A 23891-nucleotide genomic window follows, 5' to 3' on the forward strand; every position below is an offset into this window, starting at 1 on the left:
GCTTACTTTTGCCATGAATAAAACCGAATATCATGATTGAAAATATTCCAAATATTAAACACACCGATAGTGGTAACTTCTTTCTTTTAGCTGGTCCTTGTGCCATTGAGGGCGAAGAAATTGCCATGAGAATTGCCGAAAGAGTTGTTGAAATTACCAACAAACTTGAAATTCCTTACATCTTTAAAGGATCGTACCGCAAAGCCAACCGTTCAAGATTGGATTCTTTTGCTGGTATTGGTGACGAAAAAGCACTAAAAATCCTTAAGAAAGTAAGCGATACTTTCGGAGTTCCAACCGTTACAGACATCCACAATCCTGAAGAAGCTGCCATTGCTGCTGAATATGTAGATGTATTGCAAATTCCAGCATTCCTTTGTCGTCAAACTGATTTGTTGGTGGCTGCTGCAAAAACCGGTAAAGTTGTCAACATCAAGAAAGGCCAATTTTTAGCTGCTGAATCTATGAAATTTGCTGTAAACAAAGTTCGTGAATCAGGTAACGATCAAGTGGTTCTTACCGACAGAGGAAACATGTTTGGATACCAGGATATGATTGTCGATTACAGAGGTATTCCGGTAATGCAAGAGAACAACTGTCCTGTTGTTTTGGACATTACTCACTCTTTGCAACAACCAAACCAGGCTGGCGGTGTAACCGGTGGACGTCCTGAACTAATCGAGACGGTAGCAAAAGCTGGTATCGCAGTTGGTGCTGATGGTATCTTTATCGAAACACATCCTGATCCTGCAAATGCAAAGTCGGATGGTGCGAACATGCTACACCTTGATTATTTGGAAGACTTGTTGACCAAATTGGTTGCAATCAGAAAAACGATCAATCAATTCTAATACAGTTTCAAGCCTCAAGTTACAAGCATTTTGAGCACTAAAAAACATACAAAACAAAAGATCCGGCTTTAGCCGGATCTTTTCTCATTCACATAGTTACCAATTACTAGTACTGCTCACGCTTCACATATGTGGTGTGAAGTAATTTGTGAGATTTATGGCTTAAAGGTTCTTCCAGGAAGTCTTTATAAACCTGAACGATTTCAGGGTTTTCGTGTGACTTTCTGATTGGAAGATCACTATCCTCATTGTAAATTGCTTGCATTCGCTTTAAACGAACTTCATCATCTACAGGATATGGTTGACCACCACCTCCCAGACAACCACCTGGACATGCCATAATTTCTATGAAGTGATAAAAGCTTTCTCCTTTCTTGATGTTGTCCATTAATTGATGTGCATTTTCGAGGCCATTGGTAATTGCGCACTTCAGCTCAACACCTTCCAGGAACTTCCAATCATCAACAGTTCCTTCAATCTTAATGGTCGCTTCTTTCACGCCATCCAGACCACGTACAGGAAGAATTTCAAGGTTCTCAAATGGTACCTCACGTCCGGTTACAATTTCGTAGGCTGTACGAAGCGCCGCTTCCATTACACCTCCTGTAGCACCAAATATGACTGCAGCACCAGAACCTGTTCCCATCATGGAATCAAAGGATTCATCGTTGAGTTTTTCGAACTCAATACCAGCCTGACGAATCATTACAGCAAGCTCTCGGGTAGTCAATACAAAATCAACATCCTTGTAACCGCTATCCTTCATTTCAGGACGATTGGCCTCATATTTCTTCGCCGTACAAGGCATGATAGAAACAGAAACAATATTTTGAGGATCAACTCCAATGTTTTTCGCATAATAGGTTTTTGCCAAAGCACCAAACATTTGCTGAGGCGATTTACAAGTAGATAGGTTAGGTAGGTATTCCGGATATTTGTGCTCGATATACTTCACCCATCCCGGAGAACAAGAGGTTGCCATAGGTAATGCAACATCAGGATCATCCTCTACCAATGCTCGTTTCAATCTGGTCAACAACTCGGTTCCTTCCTCCATAATGGTAAGGTCGGCAGTAAAATCGGTATCCAATACCGAATCGAAACCCAAACGACGAAGAGCTGAAACCATTTTACCCGTTACACGAGTACCTGGTTCAAATCCCAGTTCCTCACCCAAACCAATTCGAACCGCAGGAGCCGTTTGAACTACAACATGAGTATCAGGATCAGCAATGGCATCCCAAACTTTCTCTACATACGATTTTTCGGTTAAAGCACCCGTAGGACAGTGAACAATACACTGTCCACAGTTGGTACAAACCACCTCGTCCAAAGCACGATCGAATACGGTTGAGATCTTCATATCCGAACCTTTGTGAGCTACTGCAATGGCACCAACACTCTGAATTTCGGCACAGGTACGAACACAGCGCTGACAACGAATACATTTTGAATCATCCTTCTCCAATGCAGGAGAGATTCTGTCAACCGTATAGTTCTTATCAGGAACCAAATCAATAAAATCCTGGTTGGTAATCTGGTATTCAGCCGCCAATTCCTGCAATTCACAATGCCCGTTGCGATAACACTTGGTACATTCCTCGTTGTGCTCGGTAAGCAACAATTCGATGATGTGCTTGCGACAATTGCGAACTTTTAAAGTATTGGTATTGATTTCCATACCTTCCGAAACAGGCATGGCACATGAAGCTACAAGTTTATTGTTTCCAACCTGTTCCACCACACACACACGACAGTTTCCTGCAACGCAAAGGTCTTTGTGATAGCATAAAGTTGGTATTTTGATATGGAGTTTTTCAGCTGCTTCGAGAATGGTTTGTCCCTCTTCTACACTTACAGCTATTCCATTGATTGTTAAATTTACCATGTTTGACATATCAAATTTCTTTTTAATGGTTTAAAATAAATTGGAATTAGCTCTTTCTTAGTAAATCATTTCCTCTCGGAAATTTTCCACAATAGAAGAGAATGAATTAGCTACAGACTGGCCCAAACCGCATTTTGCTGTCAACTTCATCGTATCGGTAAGTTTAAGCAATTGGTCCAAATAAGAGGCTGGCTTCTCGCCGCGTTTCACGGCTTTAATGCCTTTTAGTAGTTGCTGACAACCCACTCTACATGGAGTACATTGTCCGCATGATTCCTCCTCGAAGAAATCCAGGTAGTTGTTCAATACATTGTACATGGAACGAGAAGAGTTGAAGATCATCATCGATCCTCCCGTAGGTAATGAAATACCCGTTAATTTTCCTTGATAACCAATTGAAGTCTTTCCAAATCGTTTACGTGGAACAAGGAAACCAGAGGCTCCACCCACCTGAACTGCTTTGGTGTCACCATCACCAAAATCGTCGACGAAATCCTGAACCGACATTCCCAGCTCCAATTCATAAATACCTGGAATTGGCGTATCACCCGAAACTGAGAACACTTTTGATCCGCGAGAATCTTTCACACCCAGTTCGCGGAATTTCTTTGCACCATATTTTAAAATGGTATAGGAATGAGCCAATGTCTCCACATTGTTGATAACCGTTGGTTTGTTCAAATAACCAATCTCGGTTGGGAAAGGAGGTTTATTCCTTGGTTCCCCACGTTTGCCTTCCATTGATTCAAACAGGGCGCTCTCCTCACCACAGATGTATGCTCCACTTCCCATGAAAATTTCAACACGGAAATCCAATCCCAATTCGTCTAATATATCGTGAAATCTTCTCAACTCCTTTTTCAGATTTGGAACCAAGAATTTATATTCTCCTCTTAAATAAATGTAGCCTTTTCTTGCACCAATAATTTTGGCACAAACCGCCATACCGGATAGAACTTTATGAGGAACTCGGGTTAATATTTCCCTGTCCTTAAAGGTTCCCGGTTCACCTTCGTCGGCATTACAAATCACAAATTTCTCATCTACTTTTTGCTCAGCAGTCAATTTCCATTTCAATCCGGTTGGAAATCCTGCTCCCCCTCTACCCTTGAGACCGGAATTCACCATCTCATTGATTACTTCCTGATTGGACCTTGCCAATGCATTTCTAAGAATCTCTTTACAATCCTGCTCATTTTTAAAGATAAGATCGATTCTATGAAGTTGTTTTTTAGTTGTTGTCATACCAAAGGGTATTTAGATTGTTAGTTTTGCTTTATCTAATACTTGCTTAGTTTTCTTCGCGATATTCTCTTAAAATATCCACCACCGATTCTGGCGTAAGCTCCGTATAAACATCGTCGTTCACCAGCATGGCAGGCGCCTTATGACACCATCCCAAACAGTTGGTCTGAAGAATGGTAAACTTTTTATCTATCGTGGTTTCACCAACTTTAATCTTTAAAAAGTTCTCAATTGCCTGGATGATTTGGTTTTTACCTTTCATGGCACAGGTAATTGTTTTGCATACTCGAATTACATACTTGCCTCTTGGATCTGTGTCGAGGAAGGAATAGAAGGTAGCCGTTCCGTAAACATCAGCAGCAGGTATGCTCATTTCTTTGGCAATCTTCAAAATTGCCTCCTCCGATAGGTATCTTTCCTGATCAATTACTCCTTGAAGAATTGGAAGCAAATTTTCGCGATCAGTACCATGCTTGGCAACTAAATCATGCACTAATTTTTCTTGAAAATCCATACACTGTAGGTTTTAGGGTTAATATTAATAGAGTATTACCGATTATTTAATGGCTTTAGCTTTTAGTTCACCAACTCCTAAAAGCGATTCATTAATATATCGGCATTATACCACCACCAACTTCTTAGTACAAATGGCATAACACTATGAATATAAAAAAATTAAAGAAATATTTCTCTATTTATTTTAAAAACCTTAACAGTCAATTCATTACCTAAACAAACAATAATAAAACTTAACTTAAGAAATCCACAACTCCCCAACATCAGCAAACAAAAGGCCTCTGGCAGGTTTGCCCCTATAATAATTTTTCAATACGTTCAACATAAAATGCCACAGAACATACGTAATTTGTATTTAGACTCCTTTTAAACTATGATAAACATGACAAAAGTCATAAAGAAAGCCTTCGGTAATTATCCGAAGGCTTTCTTTATGAATACTTTAAAGTTTTCAGTTTCTAAAATATGGTTCTAATTTGTTTTGCTATTAAATACAAGTTGATGCAACCATTCCACTTGTATTTTACTGGATAAAATTATACCGATTACTTTTCAATCCTATTTCCTTTTCGATCAATCATAAACCACTCATCACTTTCAACGCGCCTATGTTCATCTACATCGAGATATTCCTTCGCGTGGAAAGTAACCTCAGCCTCTCCATTTGAAAACTGCTTGGCAAAAGTATAAATACAAGGAATAACAACTGTACATACTCATTCGCGTATCCTATTTTCCCATTGCGCAATACCCTTACACAACCTTCACAGAAGGGATCAGGACCATTGTCACATCCTCAGCATAGCAATATCTTGCTACAGGCTCTTCCTTTGTGTCTTTGTGAAATCCCTTCGTTTGCCTTTTTAACAAACAAAAAAGCCCTCGGGATTACCGAAGGCTTTTTATATGAAGGTATATCTTTTCGATTATACGTATACTTTAGGCTCAATTTCGTTTCTAAGAACCATGTAACCGTTCATTGCAAGAGCTTTCATTTCATCCTCTCCAGGATAAACCACTACTGGTGCAATAAATGAAACCATCTCTTTGATGTAGTTTACCAAATCAGGGTTGTGAGCAATACCACCTGTCAATAGGATTCCTTCTACTTCACCTTTCAATACAGCAGCCATTTCACCAATTGACTTGGCTACCTGGTATGACATTGCATCCTGAATTAATTTTGCTTTTGCATCACCATCTTTGGCTTTCAACTCAATCTCGTAAGCATCGTTAGTTCCCATGTGCGCAACCAATCCACCTTCTCCTTTGATCATCTTCTTGATCTCTTCAAGGGTGTATTTTCCGCTAAAACACATCTTGGCCAAAGCTCCTGTTGGCAAAGAACCTGAACGTTCTGGTGAGAAAGGTCCTTCTCCGTCCAATGCATTGTTTACGTCAACTACTTTTCCTTTCAAGTGAGCACCAACAGAGATACCACCACCCAAGTGTGCTACAATTACGTTGATGTCTTCGTATTTTTTATCGATAGATTGAGCAAATGCACGTCCGATTGCTTTTTGGTTCAAAGCATGGAAAATAGATACTCTTTGGAATTCAGGGTGACCTGAAACTCTGGCAACATCAATCATTTCGTCAACCACTACAGGATCGGCGATGTAAGCCTTTGCTTTAGGCAATGATTGTGCAATATTGTCTGCAATCAATCCACCTAAGTTACTTGCGTGTTCTCCAAGAATACCTACTCTTAGGTCTTCCTTCAAACGATCGTTCACTTCATAAATTCCAGATTCGATTGGCTTAACCAATCCTCCACGACCAACTACAGCTTCAATTAGGTCAATTTGAATTTCAGCATCCACCATTTCTTTCATGATGATGTTCTTACGAAATTCGAACTGCTCTGTTATTTGATTGAATTCTGCTAATTCTTCCGCGGTATGCTTGATGTTTTTCAAGAAAACTGATTTATCGCCTTGAAATACAGCAATTTTAGTAGATGTTGATCCGGGATTAATTGCTAAGATTCTACGAGTTTCCATTAGTTATAAAAGTATGTTTGTGTTTAAGTTGTAATTATTGAGTGCAAAAATATCAAACCAAATTAGAATTTAATAGGATTTACACAGTATTTACATGCAAATTTACAATTAAAATTGATTTTAAGTTACAATTTAATACCATTTTGAGAAAATCGTTTAATATCCATTAGGGAAAACACACAATAAACTGGAATCATAACTGATTAGTTGATTACCTCACCTCAATCCTCATCTTCAGGAGAGGAAGCTGTCAGCAGATGAAGTATAATTGGTAGTTTTAATCTGAAAGTCAGTCAACAAATCCCATAAAACAAATAGAGTAGCATATTCCGTCGCAAATAAGCAAATCATTTCATATCAACATGGCAGTTGCGACAAATTACAGCATCTAACCATACCTGGGGCGTTGCCCCAGGCTATTAAGATTTGAGCCCTACAGGCTCTTTTTTTTGACTTAGTCGGCTGAAGCTTTAGTGCAAAAGGACCTTTGTGGTTGATCTTTTTAATCACCTCACCTCAATCCTCTCCTTGAGAAGAGGAAGTAGTCAGCAATAAAGTAAAGCTTTTGTTTTTATTTGCAAAGCGGAATTCTTCTCCTTTAGTGCCTGTCCCGATAAATCGTGAAGAAAGATAGAATGTGGTGCTAAAAAAAGCTGATTATAAAAATCAGCTCCACCCTTGATGTTTTGGTAAGTTATCTAATGCCATTCGTTCCGGCCTTGCTTCAAAGTGATTGAACAGATCTTGATTGGGCCACTCTTTTACTGATCTCAACACTCTGCTCATTAGAACGCTCAAATCTCTTGTAAAATCAGATCCACGCCAGGTAGATGAGTTGGTAACGATCACAAAGCTATATCCACCAACCTGATGTTTCATCAATGCCGAAGATCCTGCCAATGTACCGGTTCTCCACCATGTTTTGGATCTTGTGCCCTTCCAACCAATCGGACTTTGTCCATTTTTATTCGGTGTGGTCATGTAAGCAATGCTTTTGCTTGAAAGAATATCCGGATGAGCGTCGTCCCCATCGATAGCCAATAGGAACTTCATCAACTCGGCTGCTGATGCAACCCAGCCTCCTGCGCCACCAAGCTCTTCAATATTGTTTCCTCCATTCGATCTGAAAACTGTTTTTCCTGATCCATCGAATGCTGAAATCTTAATGGCATTGGATTGTTCGTAATATTTCACCTCATTCGGATAATGATCCTTTTCGAGGTTTTTACCCAAATGCATATCGAAAACTCCTGCTGGATTCAATACATGAGCTTTTACATAATCTTCGTAATTTTCACCTGATGCTTTTTCCACCACCTTTTCAAGCATTACATATCCCAGGTTGGAATAACCACCTCTACTTCCTGGTGTAAAATGCAATCTTCTTGACAGGGCAAACTGGATGGTTGTTTCAGCCGAGACAGGCGGCTTCACCTTCATTTTTTTAGCAATAGACAATGGCAAGAACATCGGGTCGCCATACCTACTTGAATAACCTGCCGAATGTCTCAACAAGTGTTCTACTGTAATTCGCTTGGTTCTCTTGTCTCTAATATTGGAATAGATAGAGTCATTTAAAATTCCATGCTCTCCAAACACATAATCATCCAATTTTAGCTTTCCCTCTTCCTGCAATTTCATAATTGCGGTGGCGGTAATCAGTTTTGATACACTGGCAATTCTAAAAATATGAGAAGGTTCAACTTTTACTTCATTTTCAATATCAGCGTATCCATAACCTTTGGCAAACAAAAGCTTCTGATCTTTCACCACTGCTACCGTTGCACCAGCTACTTCCCATTTTCTTAGAAATCGCTTAATTAGGCGGTCAGCACGTGCTGTTTCTACACTTTCTGAAAGATTATTTGAGATTCTGTGAGATACTGCCTCGATGCTACTATCGAAGGCCAGGACATTTGTTCCTTGTTTTGAGAAACTAAAATTCCGGTTACAAAAGACCAGAAACAATACTATAAGGAAAGAAAATATTCTTCTTATTACCATTCAATAAATATTCGTTCAACATGCACTTCCAACATCACAACTCATTCCAACAACAAGTTAACATGTTCTTTTCTACTCAATTCGCTACAAAAATGTTTATATTTTTTCGAAATTCAATTCTAAATTAGAACCATTTTAAAAATAGCAATAATTTCTTCATTTATCCTAAAAATAACTCATTTAATCATCAAAAAGTTTCTTTTTATACTAAGAGCCTATATCGCTATTACTTAATTTAGAATCAATATTGGCAATCTATTGATATTAATATCAAAACAAAGGCCATCAAAAATGTAATAACGATGGCCTTTATATATTATTTTACCTCCAATAGCATTTTTTAATTTTCCTTGCAGGAACAGTTCTCTCCTACCTGGTAGATATGGACCTGATCGTCGAATCCTTTTACCTGAACCTCACCCAAATCGATAAAGCAACCTTTGCAATTCAGCATATCCACAAACTGACGACTTACCAGGAATTGTGTTTTAAAAGTTTTATTCAATTGCTCTATTCTGGAAGCCAGAATCACATTTTTACCAGCAATGGAAAATTGCTTTCTGATCTCGTTCCCAATATTTCCTGTAATCACCTCGCCCGAATGCAAACCAATTCCCACCTTTGTGGTACTACCATTCTGGTCTGTTCTTAGGTGATTAATGGCTTCCATAATCTCCAATCCTGCATTCAAAGAGTCTTTGGCATGATTTTCATTTTTCACAGCGATTCCAAATGATGCCATAAATCCATCACCCAAAATCTGGTGAATGATCCCATTGTTCTTTTCTATAATTCGAATAAGAGGATCGAATATGGCATTCTGAAATTCTATGGTTTCTTCAGGACTTTGATGATCGGCCATAACTGTAAAGTTTCGAATATCCAGGAACATGATTGAGCCAACCACTTTGTGCCCGATGGTTTCATTTCTGTGAACAATCAACTCATTGGCAACCCCTTTCGACAACTGCTGACCGAGCAAGGACTCAATTTCTTTCTGCTCTTCCATGCTGTTCAGGTAATTGTTAACCCTCTTTTTAATTTCATGTGCCACTACTCCTGCCACCAGCCCTCCCACAACCAGGCCAACACTTCTCATTGTATAAATCTCCTTTAGTTGAGCCACATCCTGTTCGGTTTGAAGATAATTTATCCCCCAAAATGCAACTGAAAAATATCCTATCCCAGCAAGAAAACCAGCTCCTACCGAAACTTTAAAATCAAGATGCATTGCCGAAAGCATGAGTAACAAGAAATAAAACAGTAGCCCGTCATATTCCAATATTAAAAGAGAGTAATCGAACTTTACTGCGTGATACAACACAATAGCAGGCAAACCAAACTCCACCAATATATTGAGAATCAATATTCTTTTAGGAATCTGAATGTTATTCTTAATGGCGTAACCCAATCGGAAATAAACCCCCAATTCGAATACACAAAACAACACCCACCAAAACACCAAGCCTCCAATGAATTGTTCTTGATTTAAGAAATTACGCAACAGGCTTGGAGCCAAATAATGAAGAACCGGAAGAATCAAAGTACCAATAATAAAAAGGCCTAAAATGATTCCTACTCTTTTTCGCTCTATCCTTAAAAATTCGGGATGCAACAACTCATTAAAATGATCATGATGATGAAACATGGTGCTATAATTTATTCATTACATATACCTCTCTTCTCTTGACTTTGATTTTAGTCTTATTTTCTCAGCGATTTCAGGGTATATTTTCAATACCTTATCGAACTCTTTCTTTTGAAGCTCATACAAATCTGAATATCCTACCGATTTTACGGTTGCGGTTCTTGTTGTCTTTTTAAACAAGGCGATCTCTCCCATAAAATCACCTTTCTTTAAAAGTGTCAACTGTTTTGATTCATCCGCCGACAAAACTTTCAAACTTCCTTTTTGCACAAAAAACATTGAACTTGCAGAATCTCCTATTCGAAACAAATAATCTCCAGGAGTTAGGATTTTTGGACTAAGATATTGAGCGATATCTCTAACGAAATGATCATCCACAGATTCAAACAAGGGAATATCTTTTATGATGTTCTTTTTAAACTCTAACTGCAACTCATTTCTAAGTCCAAAAGGAAGTGCTTCCATCAATTCGGTTTCATCGTAACCCAATTTTTGTTTCCTTTCATAGGTAAAGTAATCGCTAATTCTGTGCTCTAAATCTTTTGAAATGTGTTGATAGTGAATTAGTGCTCTCAGCTTTTCCATATTTTCTAAAAAGCGCTGTTCGGCAGGATCTTTCCTGGTAAAAATACGAACCACATTCCCCACAAGAAGAGCCAAAAAACCAACTCCTATAAACTGAAGAAAGATATTATAGAGCATCTCGACATTTCCATGCGGAACCACATCACCATAACCAACAGAAGTTAAAGTGGTTACCGTATAATAAAGTGCCCTCACATAATTGTCCACTTTAGTCAGACTAGCTTCCATTCCATGTATCTGAATCCAAATACAAGCAAACCAGTGTGAAAATAAAAAAGCTCCAATCCAAAGCAAGCCAATAGAAATTCCGGTACTGTATCTTAAATTCCTGATTTGAAAATAGCGAGTTGTTCGAATTACCCTAACCCACTTGAACAATCTGAACAACTGAAATACCGGATTCGAGAACAATACTGCATATGGCAATATTGCCAGCAAATCAGTAATAAAGAATTTACTTGAAGAATAGGTATCCCAATAAACATCTTTTAAAAAGGCATGATTTTTTATTCCTCGATATCTCAAAATGTTTACGAATAAGTCAAGAAAATAGAGCACAGATATAATCAAATCGAGAGTCTTGTACCATTCTAATCCTCTCAAATTAAAAAGGAAATCTAAAGGCATTAAACTCACTTGCAGCAAAACGGCTACAATGATCAAGATTCTCCAGGCAGAATTATAAATTGACTTAAAGTAGTTCACAGATATTTGGATTAGAGTTCTTCAAAATAAATTGAATCTTATGGATTGCTCCAGTAAAAATAGATAAAAGAGAACTATTAATCGGTAAATGGCATTGAGTTTCTATTTGAAGTCAGGCAACTTTTCGATGCATATTCACCGCAATACTTACAACTGATACCGCAAATACCGTTAAAATTGCAATTTCATTAACAATGTCAAAAAATCCGGATCCTTTCAAGAGTATCATTCGAATTACCTTAATAAAATAGGCAATCGGATTTAAGATGTTTAAGGTCTGCCCCCATTCCGGCATACTTTCCACCGGCGTAAACAAACCGCTCATCAATAAGAATATCACCATAAAAAACCATGCAATAAACATTGCCTGCTGCTGCGTATTGGTCTGTGTAGATATCAGCAGTCCAAAGCCCAAAATGGCAATCAAATAAACAAAAGCAACCAAATAAATTAGCCATACCGATCCTAAAAAAGGAATCTTAAACAGGAAAGCAGCTATGCTTAAACCAATTCCCAATTCAAAAAATCCAATTACCAAAAATGGTATCAATTTGGCCAGTAGAAATTGTGACTTTCGAATTGGAGTTACATTGATTTGTTCGATTGTTCCTATTTCTTTCTCTCTTACCACATTCATTGCCGATAAGAACAAACCAATAACTGTAACCAATAACACAAGTAACCCAGGCAACATGTATGGAATATATTTCATTTCAGGGTTAAACTGATGCAGGTAGCTTGATTGCACAAAATGTACAGGTACTCCTGTGCCTACTTCTCTAATGCTTGCGCTTACTTTACGATTATAGTCCTGAATTACCGAAGAAATATAAGCATTGTACAAACCAGCGGAGCTTGCATTAATCGCATTGATCAGTACCTGAACAGACGCTCCCTTTTTCAAATCAACCGATTTCCCAAAATCATTATTAAAAACCAGAATGGCATCGATTTTATCTTTATAGATCTCCTTTTCGGCTTCTTCAACCGAAAACCCAATTTCCTTTACCGAGAAAAAAGGAGATCCATTAAACTTGGATATCAACTCACGGGAATGACTTGAAAGGTCTTTATCGACAATATAAAGATTCGTATTTTTCATGTCGTAGGTTGCAGCAAAAGACAAAACACAAAGCTGTAATATTGGCATCACAAAGATGATTGGCAACATGCTTTTGTTGCGAAAAATCTGTAAAAACTCTTTCTGTAATAGATATTTTAATACTCGCATAACTTTTTATTTCACCATTACTGTAATCTGATTTTAAACTTCCTTAGACTTAAACCAATAAAACCAAAGGTCATTGCAAGTAGTATCAAGGTTTCCTTCCATACATATTCAAATCCTACTCCTTTTAGCATGATATTTTTTAAAATCACGATAAAGTATTTGGGTGGAATGATATAGCTGATTACTTGCAGGGGAACTGGCATATTTCTAATTGGGAATATAAAACCAGAAAGGATTATGGTTGGCAACATGAGCACAAACATTGAAAGCATCATTGCAACCTGTTGACTTTTGGCGACTGTGGATATAAATATCCCAATTGACAAGGCTAAAAATATAAACAGCACACTTTCGGCCATTAATAAGGTAAAACTACCCAGAACTGGTACTCCAAACACAAAGTACCCCATACCCACAATCACCAGGGCATTAATAAATGACAAAGCCAGGTAAGGAGTTACTTTTCCGAGTATAATTTGTAATGGATTCAAAGGGGAAACCAATAATATTTCCATTGTACCTAGCTCTTTTTCCCGAGCAATGGAAATGGAAGTCATCATGGCAGATACCAACATTAAAATGGTAGCCATTATACCAGGAATAAACATGAAAACACTTTCGAGATTGGCATTAAAATACATTCTGAAATTGGCTTGAATCGAACTTGGCAATTGTTTGTCTTTATTGATTTCCACATTGTAATTTTGCAAAATCCCTTGCAAATAACTTACCTCTAAATTTGCTGTATTCGGATCAGAAGCATCGGTTAGTATTTGTACGTTAGCTTTGGAATTCTTAACTAGCTTCTTTCCAAAATCGGGCTCGAAGACTAAAATTAGCTTTACATCTCCTTTTCTAAAAATAGCATCAACCTGCTCAATACTCTTTAAATTATTGCTTAGCTGAAAATAGCCCGAGGATGTAATTTTGTTAATTATTTCAGCTGTATATTCATCCTTGGAATGATCGAGAACCGCCATTCTTACATCCTTTAAGTCTGTATTAATCACATATCCAAAAAGCATGATCTGCACGATAGGCATTCCAAACAAAATAAGCATAGACCGCTTATCGCGGAAAATATGATAGAATTCTTTCTTTAAAAATCCGATAAATCGATTCATTACTTCTAATTTTTAATCTACTCTACATTTGTTGCCTTTCGAGCCAAGGCCAAAAACACCTGATCCATATCCTCAGCATTAAAATCTTCCTTCAATTTGGTTGGTGTATCCAATGCTTCTATTTTTCCATCCACCATTATCGATACCCTATCGCAATATTCCGCTTCATCCATATAATGGGTGGTCACAAAAATTGTAATTCCCTCTCGCGAAGCCTCATAAATTAAATCCCAAAACTGTCTTCTTGTAACCGGATCAACTCCTCCTGTTGGTTCATCCAGAAATACAATTTCGGGATTGTGAAAAATGGCAACCGAAAATGCTAACTTTTGCTTCCATCCAAGAGGCAAAGAACTGATGCGCTTATTTCTTGCATGCTGCAAATCCAGTTTCTTTAATAAATCAGCAGCTTTACCATGAATCACCTCCTTTGATAATCCATAAATACCCCCATAGAACCTGATATTTTCGAACACTGTTAAGTCTTCGTACAAGGAAAACTTTTGGCTCATGTAACCAATATTTCTCTTCAATTGCTCACGCTGTTTGTATACATCAAAGCCAGCAACACTAATTTCACCTGAGGTAGGATAAGACAATCCGCATAATATCTTAATGGCTGTGGTTTTACCTGCTCCGTTTGCTCCTAGAAAACCAAAAATCTCACCTTTAGAAACCTCGAACGACAAATTGTTGTTTGCATTAAAATCGCCAAATTTCTTACACAGATTTTTAACCTTTATTACCTTAACATCCCTATTCATATCCGTCCGTTTTTGTGCTCAATGCCATAAAACAATCTTCAATTCCCGGCTTCACTTGCTCTATTTCCAAATGCAAATGCCCTTTACTTTTTAGGTAGGAGTTGACTTCTTCCAATGAAAACTCTTTTCGTGCATCGGTGTAATGCAAAGCTTGACCGAATAGAAAAACAGAGTTTGTAAATTCAAATTCTCTTAAATCCAGTAAGCATTGGTAGTTATCATTACTTTTAATTGCATACAGCTTTCTTTCGAACTGATCTACAATTTCCTGTGGCGTATTCACTTGTAGAATTTCGCCATCTTTAATCAAGGCAACTCTTTCACACAAGTTTGCTTCATCCATATATGGGGTTGCAACTACAATGGTAATTCCTTTTGATTTTAAGCTCTTTAGCATCTGCCAGAATTCACTTCTCGATACCGCATCAACCCCAGTGGTTGGTTCATCCAACAAGAGCACTTTGGGCTGATGAATTAGTGCACAACACAAGGCGAGTTTCTGTTTCATTCCTCCCGAAAGATTCCCTGCCAGGCGATCTTTGAATGGCTCTATTTGCACCCATATATCATGAATCATGTCCATATTGTCCTCGATTCGCGTATCAAATACCGTGGCAAAGAACTCAAGGTTTTCGATTACACTTAAATCCTGATACAAAGAGAATTTCCCAGGCATATACCCCAATAGGTTTCTGATTTGCTTATATCCCCCAACCATATCAATATCACACATGCGAGCACTTCCAATATCTGGCAATAATAGGGTAGCAAGCAGCCTAAAAAGAGTTGTTTTCCCCGCACCATCAGGCCCAATTAAACCGAATAGTTCCCCTGAATTTATATCCAAATTAATATGCTTAAGTGCCTGAACACTTCCGTATGTTTTGGATAGGTTTTCTATGCTAATACCTGCATTCATAATCAATTAGAATCTAATTTCACCTGGCATACCAATCTTTAGTCGCCCATCGTTTACAACTCTTACTTTTAATGCATAAACCAACTTTACCCGCTCTTGTTTTGTTTGAATAATTTTAGGTGTAAATTCCGATTGAGATGATATCCAGGTAATTTCTCCTTCCAAACTTTCATTCTCATCAGCATTTTTATCAATGATCACCTTCACTTTTTGACCGATTCTCACGCTTGAAAGCTGATCTCCCGAAATGTAGGCTCTCAAATCCAAGGATCTTAGATCTGCCAATTTGAACAGTGGAGTTCCTGCATTCACCATTTCGAACTGCTCCTTATATTTCTCAAGTACAGTAGCAGCCTTTGGGACCATTATCTTACTCTTCGCAATCAGATCATTAATGGACTCTATTTGTCTGTCTAAGCTTTCAATATTTCCCAGCACTTTGGCATTCTCAGTTTGCACCGATTTTATTTGCTTTTCAACAACCTGAATGTTTCCATTAATATCATCTACTTTTTTAACTGAAACTGCTTCATCGGCATACATTTGATCAATTCGCTGCTTGTCTTTTTGCAATAAAACCAGCTGCTCCTTGTAAACATCAATTCTGGATATGATATTTTGAATTCCAGATGCTATTGACTTGCGCTGTGCCTTTAACTGCTCTTTTTTCAGAAACAGTTGAGAGGTATCGATATATCCAACCAAAGTAGGTTCATTGAATACATCTCCTTCTTTAAGATTCAAGCCCAATATTTTCCCTGAATTTTCTGCAGAGATCGTGTAATCTACAGCTTCGAAATTACCATATGCATCCGATAGCTGATCTCCATTATTACATGCGCTAACCAACATCGCAATTATCAATCCGATATATAATTTTATTTGTCTCATTTTCTACCTAATTTCTGTTTTCCCTAATATTCTTTTGTATTCAGCAATGGACTGGCACAGTTGAATTTGATGATATTCCCTGTTTAGTTTGGCCTGTATTTCCTTGTTTAAATCTTCCAGGTAATCACTGGATGTGATCACACCATTGTCAAGTTGAGAAGAAGAAGTTTTGGTCACCTCTTCCTGAAGGCACACAATTGCATCATCCTGTTCCAGTAATATCTTGAACTTAGATATGTTATTGACCTCCGTGCGCAATTCAACCATTTGATTCTTCTGAAAACTTGATCGTTGAGTTGCCACAATTTCCTTTTGCAATTGATACTTTCTTTGATTTCGTTTGCTCGATTTCCAGTCAAAAATGTTCCAGCTCAATTTTGCGCCAAGCATATAGTAGCTGTCAAAATCATCATTTAATTGATTGTAGCCTGGCTGACCATATCCCAACTGACCAAAAGCGCTGATTACAGGAAGCCTGTCTTTCCTGGTGATTTCCATCTTCTCATCCAGCAATAAGTTTTGCCCTTCGAACAATTTGTACTCTGGCCTCTCTTCTGAAAATTCATTACCCAGTTTAAATTGTCCGATCTCTTCTTTCACACCAATGGCTTCAATATCGAACTTTTCAATCCTATTCATCAACTCGGCCAGGCTTTCCAGGCTTGTTCTTTCGGCAAATTCTATTTCTTTTTCTTGCTGTTGAATGAGAAGCAGTTCCGATTCCAGCACTTTGGAATTAAAAGCAGCCATTACACCATTTTTCACAGCCGATTGCACCTGTTGCAAACGTGCTGCAATACTTTTTCTTTTCACCTCTAAAACCTGTCTGCTTTGCCTTAGCAGCAGAATGCTAAAGTATGCATCGTTCACACGCTCTCTAAGCTCATACATTCTGACTTCCAGATCAATCACTTCAAGATCTGCAGACAATTGCTCCAGTTTCACCTGACTTTTGATCCTACCACCATTGTAAATCAACTGCTCAACATCCAGATTCAGGGAAATTTGTTCCTTGGGTGCACCAAAAGAATTTGGTCCTGCAAGCGGACTGCTGGTTACATCAGACTGGTAACTCATTCTTCCATTGGCATACAATTGGGGCAAAAAGGCAGTTTTTAAATTCTCAACACTTAATCCCGATTGTTCACGCAACAAATCTTTTCCTTTTACCAAAGGATAATTTTGCTGCACTATTTCCTGAATTTGCTCCAAACTTAAAATGCTATTCTGCCCAAATCCTATATTCATATATGCAAAGCACATCAGGAATAAAGCACATTTTTTATACGATATCATTTTCATACTGATTGGATTTTAATGGATTGAATCACAAAATCAGCAACATGATCGGCCCTTTTCTTTAAGACTTCTGTCACATCCTCATCAGGGTACAGAATTTCCCCGGCAACTGGTCGGCTGACAATTGGAAATATGCACAAACTCATGATATTCCATAACAACTCCCTGGGGTCGATTGGTCTTATTTTGCCTTCTCTAATATATTGCTGGATTTGCATCCTGGTTTTTTCCTTGGCTTCCACCACTCCTTCGAACTTCATCAAACGTAAAAAGCGATCAGGATTGGCACTGGCCTCATTCAAAACAAAAATTGGAATAAATGGGTATTCAATTAAGACTCCATAGTAATGGTGACACAGATTCCTGATTTTTGCAAATAACTCCGAATCGTCAGCTAAGAAAGAAGCCATAGGCCCCAACAATTTGCGAATTGCCCCTTCAAAAACCTGCTCAAACAACTTTTCCTTATTTCGGTAATAATAATGCAAAAGTGCTTTATTAATACCAGCGGCATCAGCAATTTCCTGCATACGAGCACCGGCATAACCTTTTTGGGCAAAAATATCCTTTGCCGTTTTCAATATTAACTCCTGTGTTTCTTCTGACTTTTTATTCTCTTTCATACTTTTTAACCATTTGGTTAATTCAACTATCAAAAATAAACCATCCGGTTTAACCGTTTGGTTAATGCAAATGTAGGACATTTAAATAAAGATCAAAACATTTTCCTCTTTTTTAACCAAATAGTTAAAAAAAAAAGAAAGAACTCAATTTGCTTAGAGTCCTTTCTTAATTATAGTTCTATATTATTCGTATCGAAGTGATTTTATGGGATTTGCATTGGCTACTTTTACCGAATGTCCACTTACTGTTAAAATTGCCAACAGCAAGGAAATACTTAGTGCAATCAAGAAATAATACCAAGGAAAATCTATTCTATACACAAAGTTCGACAACCACTTTTGCATTGCATAATAACTTAATGGCCAAGCAATCACATTTGCAATAATTACACTTACACATAAATTTTTACTCAACAATACAATCAGATTCATCTCGGTACCACCAAGTACTTTCCTAATTCCTATTTCCTTTACACGTTGTTGCATTTCAAAAGAAACCAATCCCAATAAGCCCAATAAGGCAATAATGAATGCCAAAATGGTAAAGGATGTTAAGATATTGGCGACTCTAACCTCCCCTTTGAATAACGTATTGAAATCAGCATCTAAAAAGAAATACTCAAATGGTTCTCCTTTGGTCATTTTCATCCAAATTTTCTTCACCATTTTCATGCCTCCCATAATATTATCCTGCTTCAGTTTCACCAACATGTATCTTTGATGATATTGGGGTGTATATGTCAAAAACATAGGCAGAATCTTATCTCTCATCGATTCAAAATGGAAATTTTTCACCACCCCAATTATTTCGATTGGTGTACGTCCGGCATCAGAGATGTTAGGTCGATACACATTCCTTCCTACAGGACAATCGGTATAGCCTAAGGCATGTATTGCCGCCTCATTAGCAATAAAAGCAGAAGTGTCGGCCAACCTGTCTTTATCAAATTTTCTTCCGTCCTTCAGTTTTAAATCCAACAAATCAAGAAAGTTTTCATCTACATGCATCAAGCGGAAATTGATCATCTCCTCATTACTGGCTCCCTCTCTATACATCGACCATCCATTTGTTCCACGTCCAGGCACCATTCCTGAAAAAGAAACATTTTCAACTCCTGAATATTTAAAGAGCATTTCCTTTATGGTTACCTTTTCTTCTGCATTAAAGGTATAAGCACGATCAACCACCATAATCCTTTCCTTCTCAAATCCCAACTTCTTGTTTTGCATGAAATCAACCTGTTCTTTCATTACAAAGGCAGAAATTAGTATTCCAATGGCAACTGTAAATTGAAACACCACCAAGGAAGCTCTAATTCTCTGTCCAATCTTCCCTTTCCTGACTTCTCCTCTCAGCACACTCATCACTCTAAATCCCGATAAGGAAAGCGCCGTATAGGTTCCAGCAAAAATGACTACAAATACGATTACTCCCAATACAAATAACAAGTACTCAGGTTGCCACAATAAAGAAGAGGAAATATTTTTCTTGGCAATCATATTAAAGGATGGCAACATCAGTTCAATTAGAAAATAGGACAATATGCCTGCAAAAAAAGTCATAATCAATGTTTCAGCATAAAACTGCAACATTAACATCTCTCTGCTGCTACCAAAAACCTTTCGAACACCAACTTCATTTGCCCTTGTAAATGACCTGGCTGTAGTCAGGTTTAAAAAGTTTACACAAGCCAATAACAATATAAAAAATGCAATTGCCGAAAATATATATATGTATTTGATATCACTAATTGGTTCTATTTGACCATCTGTCGTAGAATGAAGGTAAATCTTTTCAAGAGGCTCCAGGTAATAGTTAAATTCATTTCCTGATTTTTCCCATTCATAAACATCAATACCCAGAATGCTCTTTAGCCTTGGCCCCATATATTTTAAGGTAAAATCCCTAAATTTTGATTCCAGCTCATTATAATGTGTTCCTGGTTCCAATAAAAAATAAGCTTGCATATAATCACTAAACCAACTATCTTCTTCTTTAGCACTTAAGTTCAAATTGCAAACCAAATTGTAATGAAAGTGAGAATTTTCAGGTACATCCTCTACTACACCTGTCACCGTGTAAAGGGTCTTTTCTCCCATCCGAATCAGTTTACCTAATGGATTGGAATTGCCAAAATATTTTTTAGCTGTAGTTTCTGTAATGACAATATTCCCGGTACCATACAATGCAGTCTTAGGGTCACCATAAATAAACGGTCGATCGAACACTTCGAAAAAGGTGGAATCTGTCCTTAACAATTTATTTTCTACAAACTGCTTATCTTCATATGAAAAAAGAACATTACTCCTAAAATGTGTTCTAACCGCATACTTTACTTCTGGAAAATCGGACTGTGCTGCAGGCGAAAAAGGAGCACATATAGTGTTAAAATCTGTTTTTCTTTCACCCATTTTAGCCCTGGTTGCAACACGATATATATTCTCCGATTGAGAGTAAAACTTATCATAACTCAACTCATCCTGAACAAACAGGTAAATCAAAAACACACAAGCTAGTCCAATGGCTAAACCAACAACATTTATAAAGGAATATCCCTTATATTTCTTCATATTGCGAAATGCAACCTTAAAAAAATTCAAAATCATCACACGTAGATTAAGGTTATGTCTTTCGATTATCAATCAACATGCCACCTTATGTAACAAACTTATTTACTGACCAATGATTCCAACCTCTCATTCCGCATTGTGTTCGCATACGCACATTTAATTTTCGATTATGGACAAAAAAAGAAGGAATGCAAATGCATTCCTTCTTCTAATATAATGTGATTCAAATTAGTCTAATTTGTGAATCAATAAACCTGAACGAAGCTTAGGTTCGAACCAAGTTGTTTTAGGAGGCATGATGTTACCAGTATCAGCAATATCAATTAATTGCTGCATAGATACTGCGTACAATGCGAAAGCAGCTTTCATATTACCGCTATCTACACGTTTCTTCAACTCACCTAATCCACGGATACCACCAACAAATTCTGCACGTGTAGTCGTACGAAGATCTTTGATATCAAGCAGGTTATCAAGAACATGGTTAGATAAGATCGTTACATCAAGAACACCAATCGGATCCTTATCATCGTAAGTACCTTCCTTAGCGTTCATTTTGTACCACTTGCCTTCTAAATACATAGAGAATTCGTGTAATTTAGCTGGCTTGTAGATTTCTTCACCCATGCACTCTACTTCGAAAGTAGCTTCCAATTTAGCCAAGAACTCTTCAGCAGTCATACCATTTAAATCCTTAACTACACGGTTGTAGTCAATAATCTTCAATTGGTTATCTGGGAAGTGTACTGCCATGAAGTAGTTGTACTCCTCATCACCTGTGTGGTTTGGATTCTTAGCAGCAAACTCATCACCAATACGAGCAGCAGCAGCTGTTCTGTGGTGACCATCAGCTACGTAAGTTGCAGGAACTTTAGTTGCGAACAACTCTTCCAACTCTTTGTTAGTAGCAGGATCGTTTACTGGCCAGAAATGGTGACCGAAACCATCTTCAGCAACGAAATCGTAAGTAGCTTCTTCGTTTTTAACGATATTTTCTACGATAGCATCGATTTCAGGTACAGCTTTGTATGAGAAAAATACAGGTTCAAGGTTAGCCTCAACATAACGAGTTAAAATCATACGATCTTCCTCTTTATCCGGACGAGTTAACTCGTGCTTTTTAATTACACCAGTTTTGTAATCTTCACATGCAGCATTCGCAACGATACCATACTGAGTACGTCCGTCCATTGTTTGAGCATAGATATAGAATTTAGCTTCTTCATCTTGCTTCAACCAACCTTTTTCTTGCCACAAGTTAAAGTTAGATACTGATTTTTCATATACTTCTTCAGAGTGAACATCAGTTCCTGCAGGACAATCAATCTCTGCTCTTGTAATATGTAGTAAAGAACACTCTTTACCTTCAGCCATTTGAGCAGCCTCTTCTGAATTCATTACGTCATATGGAAGACATGCCAAATCCTTAGCGATATCTTGAGTAGGGCGCAAGCCTCTGAATGGTTTTACTATAGCCATCGTTTATGTATTTTTGTTGTGTTGTTAATTTTGTTTAATTGTAAATTCGTGATTTAGTGAATTTGTAATATTGTTATTTAGAATCAAGTTTTCTTTCCAGATATTTCTTATATCCAGATGCCATTTTTGATAATTCAGTCAATATTTTTCGAATTTCATCATACTGATATTGATCAATATAATTTTGTTGCAATGCTATTTCAGAACACACCAAACATTCGCGAATAGAACCTTTTGATGTTTTGATATATTTTAAAGACAACGGAATTGTTTCTCCATATCCCTCTCCAATATTTAATGCAACAGAATTTGCAGCTCTTCGATATTGATTCGTTAAACCAAATCTCTCATCAATTGGAAATTGTTTAGTTTGATTGTAAACTATTTTAATCATTTCCAATGACTTCTGATAGAGATCTAATTTTTCAAAGTCAAACATTTATAGCTTCGCTGTAAAATTTCCAAAAATACAAATTCGCTAAATCACAAAATCACGATCTAGTTTACTTTAAAAGTAGTATCTCCTTTTTCGATACAGTTCACAATTTGATTTGCACCAGCAATACCTGCATTGATATTTGCTTCAGCAGTTTGTGCACCCATCTTTTTAGGAGTAAAGAAGAAGCGGCCTTCAAATTTAGCAGCAATTTCATCTTTACAATCAGGAGCGATATCAGAAATGTATGCGAAGTCTTTACGATCTTCCATCAATTTCATTAATCCTTCTTCATCAATTACTTCTTTACGAGCAGTATTTACCAAGATTCCCCCTTCTGGCATCTTGTTCAACAAGTCGTAGTTAATTGATTTTTTAGTCTTGTCGTTAGCAGGAATATGCAAAGAGATGTAGTTACAAGTGCCATACAATTCTTCTACAGACTCAACAACTTTAACACCATCAGCTTCGATTGCTTCTTTGGCTACAAATGGATCGAAAGCATAAACTTCCATTCCAAAACCTTTCGCAATTTCGCCAACATAACGACCAACGTTACCATAAGCATGGATACCAATTTTCTTACCTCTAAGCTCAACACCAGCTTTTCCGTTGTAACCATTTCTTGCCAAGAACACCATCATTCCTAACACCAACTCAGCAACAGCGTTTGAATTCTGTCCTGGAGTATTCATAGCTACAATTCCTTTTTCGGTACAAGCTTCCAGGTCAATGTTATCGTACCCTGCACCAGCACGAACGATAACTTTAAGATTTTTAGCAGCTTCAATAACTTCACGTGTAGCTTTATCACTTCGGATAATCATAGCATCTACGTCAGCTACAGCAGCCAATAGATCAGCCTTATCAGTATAAGATTCCAACAAAGCCAACTCGTAACCTGCGCCTTCCACAACTTCTCTGATACCATTAACGGCGGCAGGAGCAAAAGGCTTTTCGGTTGCAATTAATACTTTTGTCATTTTATTTGAAAATTAGAATTAAAAAAATAAAATGTCATTGCCAGCCAAATCGAAGTAATTCGGTAGAATTACTTTAGTCGTTCCTCATGCATCTGAATGACGAAAAGCAGGAAATAAATCCTGCTC

The 23891-nt window shown here is 37.5% G+C and carries 19 protein-coding genes; 1 reads left to right on the top strand and 18 read right to left on the bottom strand.

The window, feature by feature from the left end:
• Positions 1-32: 32 nt before the first annotated feature.
• Entirely contained in the window at positions 33-851 is an 819-nt protein-coding gene (gene kdsA, locus NQ163_RS06355) for a 3-deoxy-8-phosphooctulonate synthase (RefSeq protein WP_268189437.1), read from the top strand.
• Between the two features lie 106 nt (positions 852-957).
• Here kdsA and NQ163_RS06360 read toward each other — a convergent pair whose 3' ends face one another.
• The 18 genes from NQ163_RS06360 to NQ163_RS06445 form a co-directional block, all read right to left on the bottom strand.
• On the bottom strand, positions 958-2748 hold the full coding sequence (locus tag NQ163_RS06360; RefSeq protein WP_268189438.1) for an NADH-dependent [FeFe] hydrogenase, group A6: 1791 nt from the start codon (positions 2746-2748) through the stop codon (positions 958-960).
• A 48-nt stretch (positions 2749-2796) separates the two neighbouring features.
• Positions 2797-3984, bottom strand: a complete 1188-nt coding sequence (locus NQ163_RS06365) for an NADH-ubiquinone oxidoreductase-F iron-sulfur binding region domain-containing protein (RefSeq protein ID WP_268189439.1) — start codon at positions 3982-3984, stop codon at positions 2797-2799.
• 46 nt (positions 3985-4030) lie between these two features.
• Entirely contained in the window at positions 4031-4498 is a 468-nt protein-coding gene (nuoE, locus tag NQ163_RS06370) for an NADH-quinone oxidoreductase subunit NuoE (RefSeq protein WP_120240307.1), read from the bottom strand.
• A 928-nt stretch (positions 4499-5426) separates the two neighbouring features.
• Positions 5427-6503 (bottom strand): butyrate kinase, encoded by a 1077-nt coding sequence (gene buk / locus NQ163_RS06375; protein ID WP_268189441.1) that lies wholly within the window; start codon positions 6501-6503, stop codon positions 5427-5429.
• A 666-nt stretch (positions 6504-7169) separates the two neighbouring features.
• On the bottom strand, positions 7170-8507 hold the full coding sequence (locus NQ163_RS06380) for a serine hydrolase domain-containing protein (protein WP_268189442.1): 1338 nt from the start codon (positions 8505-8507) through the stop codon (positions 7170-7172).
• 340 nt (positions 8508-8847) lie between these two features.
• Positions 8848-10155, bottom strand: a complete 1308-nt coding sequence (locus NQ163_RS06385) for an adenylate/guanylate cyclase domain-containing protein (RefSeq protein ID WP_268189443.1) — start codon at positions 10153-10155, stop codon at positions 8848-8850.
• A gap of 18 nt (positions 10156-10173) precedes the next feature.
• Entirely contained in the window at positions 10174-11445 is a 1272-nt protein-coding gene (locus NQ163_RS06390; RefSeq protein ID WP_268189444.1) for a cyclic nucleotide-gated ion channel, read from the bottom strand.
• Positions 11446-11557: 112 nt separating this feature from the next.
• The gene (locus tag NQ163_RS06395; RefSeq protein ID WP_268189445.1) at positions 11558-12676 is read right to left on the bottom strand and encodes an ABC transporter permease; all 1119 of its coding nucleotides are present in this window, start codon (positions 12674-12676) and stop codon (positions 11558-11560) included.
• Between the two features lie 17 nt (positions 12677-12693).
• Positions 12694-13800, bottom strand: a complete 1107-nt coding sequence (locus NQ163_RS06400; RefSeq protein ID WP_268189446.1) for an ABC transporter permease — start codon at positions 13798-13800, stop codon at positions 12694-12696.
• A gap of 17 nt (positions 13801-13817) precedes the next feature.
• Positions 13818-14564, bottom strand: a complete 747-nt coding sequence (locus NQ163_RS06405; RefSeq protein WP_268189448.1) for an ABC transporter ATP-binding protein — start codon at positions 14562-14564, stop codon at positions 13818-13820.
• Positions 14557-15483 (bottom strand): ABC transporter ATP-binding protein, encoded by a 927-nt coding sequence (locus NQ163_RS06410; protein ID WP_268189449.1) that lies wholly within the window; start codon positions 15481-15483, stop codon positions 14557-14559. Before NQ163_RS06410 ends, NQ163_RS06405 begins: the two co-directional genes overlap by 8 nt.
• A gap of 6 nt (positions 15484-15489) precedes the next feature.
• Positions 15490-16374, bottom strand: a complete 885-nt coding sequence (locus NQ163_RS06415; RefSeq protein ID WP_268189450.1) for an HlyD family secretion protein — start codon at positions 16372-16374, stop codon at positions 15490-15492.
• A gap of 3 nt (positions 16375-16377) precedes the next feature.
• Positions 16378-17676, bottom strand: a complete 1299-nt coding sequence (locus NQ163_RS06420) for a TolC family protein (protein ID WP_268189451.1) — start codon at positions 17674-17676, stop codon at positions 16378-16380.
• The gene (locus tag NQ163_RS06425) at positions 17673-18296 is read right to left on the bottom strand and encodes a TetR/AcrR family transcriptional regulator (protein ID WP_120240328.1); all 624 of its coding nucleotides are present in this window, start codon (positions 18294-18296) and stop codon (positions 17673-17675) included. Before NQ163_RS06425 ends, NQ163_RS06420 begins: the two co-directional genes overlap by 4 nt.
• Before the next feature lie 183 nt (positions 18297-18479).
• Positions 18480-20867 (bottom strand): ABC transporter permease, encoded by a 2388-nt coding sequence (locus NQ163_RS06430; protein WP_268189452.1) that lies wholly within the window; start codon positions 20865-20867, stop codon positions 18480-18482.
• 228 nt (positions 20868-21095) lie between these two features.
• Complete coding sequence (locus NQ163_RS06435) at positions 21096-22346, bottom strand: DUF1015 domain-containing protein (protein ID WP_120240330.1); 1251 nt, start codon at positions 22344-22346, stop codon at positions 21096-21098.
• A gap of 73 nt (positions 22347-22419) precedes the next feature.
• Positions 22420-22785 carry a four helix bundle protein gene (locus NQ163_RS06440; RefSeq protein ID WP_268189453.1) on the bottom strand — a complete coding sequence of 122 codons (366 nt, stop codon included), beginning with the start codon at positions 22783-22785 and terminating at the stop codon, positions 22420-22422.
• A gap of 59 nt (positions 22786-22844) precedes the next feature.
• A complete protein-coding gene (locus NQ163_RS06445) occupies positions 22845-23765 on the bottom strand; it encodes a 3-phosphoglycerate dehydrogenase (RefSeq protein WP_268189454.1) in 921 nt (306 codons plus the stop codon).
• Positions 23766-23891 lie beyond the last annotated feature (126 nt).

The sequence above is a fragment of the Marinifilum sp. D737 genome (assembly GCF_026672275.1).
In the GTDB taxonomy this organism is placed as follows: domain Bacteria; phylum Bacteroidota; class Bacteroidia; order Bacteroidales; family Marinifilaceae; genus Marinifilum.